At 38.0% G+C, this 11,451-nt stretch carries 10 protein-coding genes and 1 other annotated feature; of the genes, 3 read left to right on the top strand and 7 right to left on the bottom strand.

Translation table 11 applies throughout. The features are described from left to right. Nucleotides 1-621: 621 nt before the first annotated feature. Nucleotides 622-1,365, bottom strand: coding sequence for a sulfite exporter TauE/SafE family protein (locus CWR48_RS10635; protein ID WP_115773218.1), 744 nt, complete (start codon nt 1,363-1,365; stop codon nt 622-624). Between the two features lie 162 nt (nt 1,366-1,527). Here CWR48_RS10635 and CWR48_RS10630 point away from each other — a divergent pair, with 162 nt between their 5' ends. Then, complete coding sequence (locus CWR48_RS10630) at nt 1,528-2,280, top strand: hypothetical protein (protein WP_115773217.1); 753 nt, start codon at nt 1,528-1,530, stop codon at nt 2,278-2,280. A gap of 64 nt (nt 2,281-2,344) precedes the next feature. Here CWR48_RS10630 and leuS read toward each other — a convergent pair whose 3' ends face one another. Beyond that, nucleotides 2,345-4,759 (bottom strand): leucine--tRNA ligase, encoded by a 2,415-nt coding sequence (gene leuS / locus CWR48_RS10625; RefSeq protein WP_115773216.1) that lies wholly within the window; start codon nt 4,757-4,759, stop codon nt 2,345-2,347. A 107-nt stretch (nt 4,760-4,866) separates the two neighbouring features. Beyond that, nucleotides 4,867-5,089 (bottom strand) — a binding site (T-box leader). A gap of 124 nt (nt 5,090-5,213) precedes the next feature. On the opposite strand from leuS, the gene mnmM reads away from it, so the two are divergent. Continuing rightward, nucleotides 5,214-5,786 carry a tRNA 5-(aminomethyl)-2-thiouridylate-methyltransferase MnmM gene (mnmM, locus tag CWR48_RS10620; RefSeq protein ID WP_115773215.1) on the top strand — a complete coding sequence of 191 codons (573 nt, stop codon included), beginning with the start codon at nt 5,214-5,216 and terminating at the stop codon, nt 5,784-5,786. A gap of 188 nt (nt 5,787-5,974) precedes the next feature. Here mnmM and CWR48_RS10615 read toward each other — a convergent pair whose 3' ends face one another. From CWR48_RS10615 to CWR48_RS10600, 4 genes are all read right to left on the bottom strand, one after another. Beyond that, nucleotides 5,975-6,313, bottom strand: coding sequence for a DnaJ family domain-containing protein (locus CWR48_RS10615; protein ID WP_115773214.1), 339 nt, complete (start codon nt 6,311-6,313; stop codon nt 5,975-5,977). Nucleotides 6,314-6,328: 15 nt separating this feature from the next. Further along, a complete protein-coding gene (locus CWR48_RS10610) occupies nt 6,329-7,087 on the bottom strand; it encodes a CPBP family intramembrane glutamic endopeptidase (RefSeq protein WP_115773213.1) in 759 nt (252 codons plus the stop codon). A gap of 253 nt (nt 7,088-7,340) precedes the next feature. After that, the gene (locus tag CWR48_RS10605) at nt 7,341-7,922 is read right to left on the bottom strand and encodes a DUF6944 family repetitive protein (protein ID WP_115773212.1); all 582 of its coding nucleotides are present in this window, start codon (nt 7,920-7,922) and stop codon (nt 7,341-7,343) included. Nucleotides 7,923-8,155: 233 nt separating this feature from the next. Continuing rightward, a complete protein-coding gene (locus CWR48_RS10600; RefSeq protein WP_115773211.1) occupies nt 8,156-9,220 on the bottom strand; it encodes a tetraprenyl-beta-curcumene synthase family protein in 1,065 nt (354 codons plus the stop codon). A gap of 124 nt (nt 9,221-9,344) precedes the next feature. On the opposite strand from CWR48_RS10600, the gene CWR48_RS10595 reads away from it, so the two are divergent. Then, nucleotides 9,345-9,866, top strand: coding sequence for a gamma carbonic anhydrase (locus CWR48_RS10595; RefSeq protein ID WP_115773210.1), 522 nt, complete (start codon nt 9,345-9,347; stop codon nt 9,864-9,866). Between the two features lie 323 nt (nt 9,867-10,189). On the opposite strand, the gene metK is transcribed toward CWR48_RS10595, so the two are convergent. After that, nucleotides 10,190-11,389, bottom strand: coding sequence for a methionine adenosyltransferase (gene metK, locus CWR48_RS10590; RefSeq protein WP_115773209.1), 1,200 nt, complete (start codon nt 11,387-11,389; stop codon nt 10,190-10,192). Nucleotides 11,390-11,451 lie beyond the last annotated feature (62 nt).

Here is an 11,451-nt window from a genome sequence, read left to right as displayed (position 1 = left end):
GGCACGCCGCCAGCGTTCGTCCTGAGCCAAGATCAAACTCTCCAATAAAGTGTTTGAAATGAAATTGACACCAATCAATTCCATCAGTCTTAAGCTTTAAGAAGTGTTACCTTCTTGTTTTGTTGAAAAGAAAACATGTTTCTTTTCGTTGACATACTGGTTGTTTTGTTCAGTTTTCAAAGAGCAAATGTTCTGTTGCTTCAAAAGCAACTTTTACATCTTACCACTACTTGAATTATCTTGTCAACAACAAATTTATTTTGTGAATTTATCTTAACAATCTATTCCTGAGTGGATTTAAATCATAACACCTCACTTAAAGCTTGTCAACACCAATTAGCAACATTTTTAAACAAAAATAGATTTATAATCCATCTTTATCCATATATTAAGCATGCTTCATACTTTATCGGCATCACCATTCATATAAAGTGAAACTTCATTCAGTGGGGTCTTACTACTACCCATTATTGCGGGATAAAAACAACGAAACTCTTCTATCTTCCTCGAGTCTAAATTTCTACCAACTCGATTAAAACTTTACTTAATCAATATTAATTACAAAATAAAGTAATTGGGATGCCATCATAACAAACCAATCCTACTATTCTATAAATTCCATTATAATAATAAATTAATCCCACCTATTGCGGCGAGTGCTAAGACGAGCCATTGAAATACCTTTTGTGGGATCAGCGGCAAAATTTTGATACCAATAAATGCACCAACGATGATTGCTGGAACCATCCATAGATTAAACGTCAAAGATTCCTGATTTATCAAACCTAAATGTAGGTAGAAAGGAAGCTTGATTACATTCACTGTAAGGAAAAACCATGCCCCAGTACCGACGAATTCATTCTTCGATAACCCTTTTACAAGTAAGTAAATAGCCATCACGCCACCAGCAGCATTTCCGACCATTGTCGTAAACCCTCCTAGTATCCCCATTAGAGAAATAAACCATAGTGATGACGGCATAAGTTGATTAAACCGTTCGCCAAATTTTTGTCGGGTTAGATGAAGGACAACCATTGCAAGTACAATTATTCCAATCAACGGTTTCAACTGTTCACTGTTTAGATGGGAAAGCACAAAATAGCCAAGCAAAATTCCGATTAATACCCATGGAATAAGAGAAATAAGATGTTTCCATATAACATTTCGGCGATAATAAGTCACGGCAAACACGTCGCCTACTAGCAGCATTGGCAGCAATATGCCGACAGATTCCTTTGCAGGAAATACTAACATAAGGATGGTTACAACTAAAATAATCATATTGGGTAAGCCTGATTTGGAAAAGCCAATAAAAATAGCGCAAAGAATAACGATAAACCACTCCATGACAGATAAATCAAACATATGTATTTCCCCATTTCGCATCATTTTTACATATCGTACCATAAGTGATATGCGTCAATCTCTTGATATGCACTAGAATCAAGAATTTTTATTAGACTGGAATGAATAGCAATCAATAATCTAGCACAATCTAAAAGAAAGAATGAGATTGGAGAGTTGCTGATGAGACATAAAGTCACTATTTGTATCTTACTTTTTTCTTTATTTTTGCCATTAACGGTAATGGCAAACGAAACAAAGGAAGAACCTATTCTAATTGAAACATATGAATCAGATGTGACGGGCAATGGACAAAATGAAGTCATTAAGTTAAATGGAATTTTATTCTCTCCAGATACGAAATATTACAGGGACATCTGGGCGGATGTAATAGTTCCTGAAGGGGAAAGTTGGAAGATCAATTATGGCGGTGGATATGATCCAACAATTCAATTTGTTGATCTAAACCATGATAAAATAAATGACATGCTTTATCAAAGTCCAACTGGAGGAAGTGGTGGGCTATATACATCCTTCCTTCACACGCTGGCAAATGACAAACTAGTAGAAATTCCGCTACCGGAGCAACATTATGTAAAAGGACAATTTGAGGAGAACTATACTGTCACCATTGAATTAACGCCAAACGAGAAACCGATTGTCATGAATGTTAAAAGCCGTGCTGCAGATTACATTCGATTAGGTATTTATAATAAAGAGGGAAAATTACTAACTCCTACCCCACTAATGATCGATCCAATAGCTTTTTTTGAGCCAATTAAAATTAGTGAAGGCAAGGGATATGGCTTAAAGAGCTATCAGCAAATTAGTGGTGCATATCATGCTGATCAATTAGGAACAATCGAAACCCTTTGGTATTACGAAAATAATCAATGGATAATATTACAAACAAAATGGAATCCGACCCCATCATAAGAAGATAGGAAAAGGACCTCAACCCTGCTTAAAGGTTGAGGTCCTTACTTTATTCATACTAGCATCAGTTAGCCACTACATTTACTAGTTTTCCAGGAACAACGATTACTTTACGAATCGCTTTGCCTTCTAACCATTTTTGTAATGATTCATCAGCAAGTGCGACTTTTTCTAGCTCTTCTTTTGAAATATCCTTCGCTACACTTATTTTCGAACGAACTTTGCCCATCACCTGTAAAACAACTTCCACTTCATCTTCTACAAGCTTCGTTTCATCGAATACTGGCCATTCCGCGTAAGTAATGGTTTCCGTATGACCTAATTTCTCCCAAAGTTCTTCAGCAATATGTGGTGCAACCGGTGAAAGGAGCTTCACAATCCCTTCGACATGATGCTTCGAAATCTTCTCAGCCTTATATCCTTCATTAATAAATACCATTAACTGCGAAATTCCAGTATTAAAATGAAGATGCTCATAATCCTCGGTAACTTTTTTCACCGTTTCATGATAAACCTTATCCAGAGCACTTTCCTCTTGCACGACAACCTTATCTGAAACAGTTCCATCTTCATTGATGAATAAACGCCAAACACGATCAAGGAAACGTCTTGCACCATCAAGTCCATTCGTTGACCATGCGACAGATGCATCAAGTGGTCCCATGAACATTTCATAAAGCCTTAGCGTATCTGCACCATGTGAGGCAACAATATCATCAGGGTTTACAACATTTCCTTTTGATTTACTCATCTTCTCATTACCTTCACCAAGAATCATTCCTTGATTAAATAACTTTTGGAATGGTTCCTTCGTAGGTACTACGCCAATGTCGAATAAAAACTTATGCCAGAAACGTGCATATAGTAAATGAAGTACGGCATGTTCTGCCCCACCAATATAAATATCTATTGGCAACCATTTTTCTAATGCTTTTGGATCTGCAAGTTGCTCCGTATTATTTGGATCAATATAACGTAAGAAATACCAGCAGCTGCCAGCCCATTGTGGCATCGTATTCGTTTCTCGACGGCCTTTCATACCGGTTTTTGGATCGACTACATTTATCCACTCTTCATTATTAGCAAGTGGCGATTCTCCTGTGCCAGATGGTTTGATTTCTGTCATTACTGGAAGTACTAATGGAAGCTCTTCTTCTGGAACAGTTGACATCGTACCATCTTCCCAATGAATAATTGGAATTGGTTCGCCCCAGTAACGTTGTCTTGCGAATAACCAATCACGAAGCCGATACGTAATTTTCTGTTCGCCTTTATCTTCCGCTACTAGCCACTCAATCATTTTCGATATTGCTTCTTCTTTTCCGAGACCATCAAGGAAGCGAGAATTCACATGCTCTCCATCACCAGTGTAAGCCTCATTCTCTACATCGCCACCTGCGACAACTTCGATAATAGGTAAGGCAAATTTCTTCGCAAATTCATAATCTCGTTCATCATGTGCAGGTACTGCCATAATAGCTCCTGTACCATAAGACATTAGTACATAATCCGCAACCCAGATTGGCATTTTTTCATTATTTACTGGATTAATTGCGTATGCACCAGTGAATACACCTGTTTTATTCTTCGCTAAATCTGTACGCTCTAGGTCCGACTTCGTTTCTACTTCGTGCAAATAAGCATCAACCGCTGCTTTTTGATCCACAGTTGTAATCTTTTTAACAAATGGATGCTCTGGTGCTAGCACTGCATAGGTTGCACCAAAAAGCGTATCCGGTCTAGTTGTAAAAACAGTGAATTCTTCGTCATGCCCATCAATATTAAACGTAACTTCCGCACCCTCAGAACGGCCAATCCAATTACGTTGCATTTCCTTCAAGCTATCCGGCCAGTCTAGGTCATCTAAATCCTCAAGTAAACGATCAGCGTATGCCGTAATTTTTAGCATCCACTGCTTCATTGGTTTACGAATAACAGAATGTCCTCCACGTTCACTTTTACCATCAATTACTTCTTCATTTGCAAGCACCGTACCAAGTGATGGACACCAGTTAACTGCTACCTCATCAATATAGGCAAGGCCTTTTTCGTAAAGCTTCGTAAATATCCATTGTGTCCACTTATAATAATTCGGATCGGTCGTGTTCACTTCACGGTCCCAATCATAAGAGAAGCCCAGTTCTTGAATTTGCCGTTTAAAGGTCGCAATATTATGTGCTGTAAACTCAGCAGGACTATTTCCTGTGTCAATTGCGTATTGCTCTGCTGGCAAACCAAATGCATCCCAGCCCATCGGATGAAGCACTTCATACCCTTGCATTCGCCTCATTCGTGAAAGAATATCGGTTGCAGTATAGCCTTCTGGATGACCAACATGCAGCCCTACCCCAGATGGGTATGGGAACATATCCAGTGCATAGAACTTTTCTTTCTCTGAAAAAGTATCTGCTTTAAACGTTTTATTCTCATTCCAATACTGTTGCCATTTCTTTTCTATTTCTTGGTGTTTGAAACTCATGATTATTTCCTCCTTGTTGACTTTTCGGGAAAACTAGCCTTTAGATAATAGCTTTCGTTGTACGCATTTGTTATGTTTTTGCTAACAAAAAAAGCCACTCATCCCCTGAAAGGGACGAGAAGCTTTGTTATATACTCCCGCGGTACCACCCAAATTAACGTAATCTATACGTTCACTCGTATCCATAACGTGGATTGACGACAGAAACTACTACAAATTCATTTCTGCAACATTAAAGGTGAGTTCATAAATAGATCAACGACAGCTTACACCAACCGCTGCCTCTCTATGCTTGAATTATTTATTACTAATCCTTATCAAAGTCGTTTCAATATTATATCGAAAGTATAAAGAATAGTACCATTTTTGTCAACTACGCATAAGAATATACATCTCGAATTTGAATGTGTTAAACTAGTCAATATGAATGATATATAAGGAGTTATATAACTATATGCTTAAAGGAATTTTAAACTATGCCCACTACTTATTAGAAGAAGCAATTAACCAAGACGAGATTGTTATCGATGCAACCTGTGGAAATGGCAATGACACATTATTTTTAAGTGAGCTTGTTGGTGAACATGGGAAGGTACTTGCTTTTGACATTCAAAAGGAAGCAATCACCGCGACAAGGCAACGAGTCATTGAACATGAACGTACAAATGTATTCCTTATTCATGATAGTCATGAGAATATCGCGAAATATTTACCAGCTAATAAAGATGAGAAAATAAGCGGTGCAATATTCAATCTTGGTTATTTGCCTAAAAGTGATAAGAAAATCATTACGAAGCCTGACTCAACAATAACCGCAATTGACACAATCTTAGAGCATTTAAGAAAAGATGGGATCATTGTTATTGTTGTTTATCATGGACATGAGGGCGGCAAGGAAGAAAAGGAAGCAATCTTAAAGCATCTATTCCATCTGGATCAGCAGCAGTATAGTGTTCTACGCTATGGATTTATTAATCAGAAAAATGATCCACCATTTATCCTGGCGATTCAGAAGAAAGCAAACTAACAACCACGCTTTGACTAAATGTCAGAGCGTGGTTGTTTAAGTTTAATAATGAATTTCCGTATCTAATATCATCCTCTATCTCACGCATTACATGGATAATCCACTCAAAAAAATAGCATAAAATGAAAGTTTCACTTTATGCTTATTGACATCATGAGAATAATTCCCAAACAACTAAATGTCTCCCATTACCAAATCTTTCTAGCCTTCTCCAATTCATCTAATCTAATAGGCTGCTTCTGCATAGAGGGAGGACAAAGTGAATTGTAATCTTTGATCTTCTTATTGATAGTCTTCAAGTCTCTTTCCGTTACAGCCTCGATGACCAAAGCTGCAATCTCCTTTTGCAGCTTGAGCCATGGTGGAAGGTATCCAGCATCTTTCGCTATCTTTTGGAAGTTTTGAAATACATCCCGTTGTATGTATCCTTTTGGCAATGGTTTGCCCTTTCCTTCTAAATTGAAATTATCCTTTTCACCGGATGATTCCAATATTTCGCCGATTAGATCATTGTATTTTCTATCCATTGACCTGCCCCCTCTTTATTCAGTCACACCTAATGTTAGAAAAATAATTGGAAATACACTAAATGAAATGTTGACGACAAAGTGACAAATAATGAGTGGAAATAATCGCTTTTGTTTGAGATAGATTATTCCACTACCAACTCCCCAGAGGAAATATGCTGTGCAATAAACTAGCGCACCTTCCAACGTTGCCGCTAAGAATATATGTTGAAGCGCAAAACCTAAGGAAGGTATGAATATCGCAATCCATACTTTTTTGAAATATTTTAAAAATATCGATTGTGCGTAGCCGCGATACATTATTTCTTCAATAGGTCCGTTTAGAAACGGGAAAGCTAGAGAAACTATTGCTGCAAACCACATTAACCATATTGGTCGAGCAAATAAATAACTATCTTCATTTCCAGCGAAAACAGTTTGAAATTGTTGCAGCATCTCTGTTCCAAACAAGATAAACATCATACCCATGACCGCCAATACAAAAGGAACAAATAGAACTACTAACCACAGAAGCCCATACAGAATATCCTTAAATAGATACTCTCGATGATAACCTACAAGTTCTTTTAACGTACGTCCTTCTTTTTTCAATAATCGATGCATCAGAATAAAACAAATAATATTTACTACTGTAAAATACACGGTTGATAGTTCTGGTAAAAACGGGAAATGAAACTGTAATCCACTAAGTTCAAATATTGCAAAAAGAAGTAGAAGTGCAATCCCCAACATTGGAATGCGAATAAAGGATACAAGCCATGCACTTTTTAGCATATTGGCACCTACTCTTTTTTTTTATGAAATGGAATCCTGAATAATTGCAATCCACTTCAATTGTTGCTTAAACAGTCACACTATTTTTCTTATTAAATGCCATCATCTTTTGTTATTAGATTATTTACCTATAATACCTATTTCTATGTCCCAACTAATAATTCCTTTAAAAATAATACTTTCCAATTGATTTAGTTATTTTCAAGATACACTGTAGGATCTATTATGATAATACCGCCCGTCGATTTATTGGTTAATTATCGAGAAACGTAAATGCATAAATTAAAATAATTCCACCAAGAACCTGAGTCCAGCTCCCAACTAATGAAAGTTTTTCACCTATATCCTTTTTAGTATTTAAAGTAAATACACTACCAATCGATTCCAATAGAGCACCTAAAGCAATAAAACTATTACCCACTATCTCAAGAGATCTAGATAATGAGTCCTTTGAATAAACTGCACCCAATGTTTCAAATGCAGCACCTAATGACAGTACACCACTTCCGAGCGCACTTAGCTTTATTCCCTCATCTTCTGGTATACGTTCATCCGCCAAGCCAACAGCAGTAGTAGCGTTACCGCTAGCTTCAAGCCAGCAACCAATTATGGTATATATTTCCGATATCTCCCCCTTAGATTGTACCTCCTTCTCCACTCCAATTGCTTGTAACGAATTTCCAATGGCCTCAATCACATTTCCTTTGATAATGAAATCTTTTCCCAATCCTGTCCCAGTCAACGTCTGCTCCGTGTGCCCAAGTGCTGCAACAATTGCACCAAGTCCAATAATCCATATCCCTGAAATTTGGAGTTCTTCCCCATAATCTACCATTTTTCTTTACACTCCTTAAAAGTATTACGTTTTGCATTTCTCCGCTACCCTTCGTAGTGATTAAAGCATGAGTCTTTTATGAGGAATTGTTTACATTAAGATTTATTGTTTTGTTATACGTTCGTACACATCGAGTTACCTCCTATTATTAGTATTCATTTTTAATGAAAGAAGTTTGTGCATCATCGATAAATAGATTCCTTATTATACGTGTACCCCACTCGTTCCTCTCCTTATCTCGCACGCTTATAATACATTTTTATATTCCAATGGAAAAATTTCGCCATGCCCCCACTCGCATGTAAAAGTGCTTTTGTCATTTTCTCACCATCATCAAGCTGTTTCACTTTCGCATCTCCTAAATATAAAGCAACTAAACCTTGTTGTATCATCCCATGGAACTTTTTGTCTGGCAGCATTTGAACATGCGTTGCCGTTTGCTCGATAAAATAATGAAAACGTAAATTCATTTGTTCTTTGTTTGGATAGAAGCTACAGAAATTTAAATCCCCTTCTTGTTCATCCTCTTGCTGATCAATAAAATAATCAAGTAGAATATGTAAGCCTTGCATATACGGAAAATATCCGTTATAGATTTCAGATGCAAGTTCGCTTGTCATCTTGCCTCCTAGTGCATAAGAAACAAAACAAAAGATTCCTAACGTCGACCCAGCAGCTGCTGCAAATTCATACCAGGTTAGGGTTGGTGTTTTTCCCTTGCTCTCTTCATACCAGGTAGTTAATCGAGGAACTCTCTCTTCCACAAGTACATGCTTATGTACTTGAAGATCACTATACATTGCTTCAAGCTCCAACAAAAACGGCTTGATAACAGAATATGTCGGGATTTCACCCATTATTTGTTGGCAGGTTTGCACGAGATCAGCTAAATAGCCCCCATCCTCCTGTTCCTCCCTTAATTTATAATAATTTTCCACATTATTCGTTGGGGAAAGTGCATCCTCCATTGATTGATGCAATAAACGGAAGTCATCCGGATCCATCGATGTGCTTCGATCACAAAGATTATCTAGATAATCGCTAATTGTCTGATAGGCCACAATAAATTGAATCGCCCTTTTTTGGTTATTTGCCGCTAAAAGTGCATATACAGCACCACCTTGACAATGAAATCGTTTTGAATTAATACTGGCTAGCGCCTGTGTCCGCAATTCCAGATCAGGAATTTGCTCTGCCCTTCTTTTCCAATAGTCCAATGCTTCATTAACTTCAGGAAAAATATCACGATACACTGCTCTAAGCAATGTCACTGCTGTCCTTGGTACATTTGTAGTCAATCTGCTTCCTCCGCTCCATCATTTCTCTCAATCAATTGTTGAAAGTTTGTTATACTCAATATTATAGCATCAAATTTTTGGTAATATACGGAATGGAAATTATACATACTGGAGGGGATTGCAATTGATTGGCGAATATAAAGGGAGCAAGCCAAACATTCATGAAACAGCTTTTATTGCAGAAGATGCCGTTATTGTTGGTGACGTGACGATTGATGAACAATCAAGCATCTGGTTTCACACCGTTATTCGTGGGGATGTAGCACCAACAAAGATAGGCAAAAGGGTAAGCATTCAGGATTTATCCATGCTGCACCAGAGTCCTAACAAGCCATTAATTATCGAAGACGATGTTACAGTTGGACATCAAGTAACGTTGCACTCGGCAATCGTCCGCAAAAATGCACTAATCGGGATGGGATCAATCATTCTCGATGGGGCAGAGATTGGCGAGAATGCATTCATTGGTGCAGGTAGCTTAGTCCCACCAGGTAAAAGGATTCCCGCAAATACCCTTGCATTTGGCAGACCAGCAAAAGTTATTCGCAATCTAAACGATGCAGATTATGTGGAAATGGATAGAGTAAGGAAATCATACGTAGAAAAAGGGCAATATTATAAGGAAAATACAGAATTAGGTTTGTGAAGAAATCGGCAGGATTGCCGATTTCTTTCATTCCCCCCAATCCGTTCATCCTTTCCAAGATCAAAAGCTTAAAGCAAGTTTGAGCTGTATACGGACTGCGCCTCACGGACGTAAGGTGGTTCGACGTTGCCACAGGACGTGGCGAACTTAGTCGAACTTCTCCTTGACTTATATCGTACGGAGGGGAGGGGAGTCTCGCTGGGCGCTGGAGCTGGACGTGGCTGTTTCGGTAATAAAGTTATCCACAGCATTCAAATTTTATAGTTTCCTAAGCAATATAAAATAGGTCGTTCAGCACAACTATTGCCAAACGACCTAAAACATTATTTCACCAATAAAGCCTTTAATTCATTCACTTTATCTGTTTTTTCCCATGGGAACTTGATATCTGTTCTACCAAAATGACCATATGCAGCCGTGTTTCGGAAGATTGGTTTTCTTAAATCTAGCATATTAATAATTCCAGCTGGACGAAGGTCAAATAATTGACGAACCGCTTCAACTAGAACATCCTCAGCGACAATGCCTGTTCCAAACGTATTTATCGCAATGGAAACTGGTTCAGCAACACCGATTGCATAAGCAAGTTGAACTTCACATGATTTAGCAAGATCTGCTGCAACGATATTTTTTGCTACGTAGCGGGCTGCATATGCTGCGGAACGATCTACTTTTGTAGCATCTTTCCCACTAAATGCCCCACCACCATGGCGAGCATATCCACCATATGTGTCAACAATAATTTTGCGACCTGTTAATCCTACATCACCTTGTGGTCCGCCGATTACAAAGCGCCCTGTTGGATTGATGAAATATTTTGTTTCATCATCCAGAAGTGCTTCTGGAACGATTGGACGAATGACTTGTTCAATCATATCTTTTTCAATTTGTTCTGTTGTAATATCTTGGTGGTGCTGTGTAGAAATAACAATCGTATCGACACGGATTGGAGTATCATTTTCATCGTATTCAATTGTTACTTGTGTCTTCCCATCTGGACGAAGATAATCCAATGTTTTATCTTTACGTACATCTGTCAAACGTTTTGCAAGTTTATGTGCCAAAGAAATAGGCAATGGCATTAATTCTTCCGTTTCATCACATGCAAAGCCAAACATTAATCCTTGATCCCCTGCACCAATGGCATCAATTTCTGCTTCACTCATTTTTCCTTGACGTGCTTCAAGTGCCTTGTCTACACCCCCAGCAATATCCGCGGATTGTTCATCAATTGCAGTCATTACTGCACATGTTTCTGCATCAAAGCCGTATTTTGCTCTAGTGTAGCCAATTTCCTTCACTGTTTGGCGAACAATTGCCGGGATATCGACATACGTACTAGTTGATATTTCTCCTGCAACTAATACTAATCCTGTAGTTACTGTAGTTTCACATGCGACACGCGCATATGGATCCTTTTCTAAAATTGCATCTAAAATTGCGTCTGAGATTTGATCAGACATTTTATCTGGATGTCCTTCTGTTACAGACTCTGATGTAAATAAACGACGATTTGCAGCCATCTGGCTTACTCCCCTTTATATAGTGTTACGGATCTCTATCTAGTAAGATATGATTAATTTTA

The organism is Oceanobacillus arenosus (genome assembly GCF_003369575.1).
GTDB classification, from domain to species: Bacteria; Bacillota; Bacilli; order Bacillales; family Amphibacillaceae; genus Oceanobacillus; species Oceanobacillus arenosus.
Note: the sequence above shows the minus strand (reverse complement) of the source record. Positions and strands in the feature narration are given on the sequence as shown.

Coding starts and splice junctions, on each gene's coding strand:
- mnmM (WP_115773215.1), top strand. CDS start 5,214: ATGCTTAAAGGAATTTTAAACTATGCCCACTACTTATTAGAAGAAGCA.
- CWR48_RS10615 (WP_115773214.1), bottom strand. CDS start 6,313: ATGGATAGAAAATACAATGATCTAATCGGCGAAATATTGGAATCATCC.
- metK (WP_115773209.1), bottom strand. CDS start 11,389: ATGGCTGCAAATCGTCGTTTATTTACATCAGAGTCTGTAACAGAAGGA.
- CWR48_RS10635 (WP_115773218.1), bottom strand. CDS start 1,365: ATGTTTGATTTATCTGTCATGGAGTGGTTTATCGTTATTCTTTGCGCT.
- CWR48_RS10630 (WP_115773217.1), top strand. CDS start 1,528: ATGAGACATAAAGTCACTATTTGTATCTTACTTTTTTCTTTATTTTTG.
- CWR48_RS10610 (WP_115773213.1), bottom strand. CDS start 7,087: ATGCTAAAAAGTGCATGGCTTGTATCCTTTATTCGCATTCCAATGTTG.
- CWR48_RS10605 (WP_115773212.1), bottom strand. CDS start 7,922: ATGGTAGATTATGGGGAAGAACTCCAAATTTCAGGGATATGGATTATT.
- leuS (WP_115773216.1), bottom strand. CDS start 4,759: ATGAGTTTCAAACACCAAGAAATAGAAAAGAAATGGCAACAGTATTGG.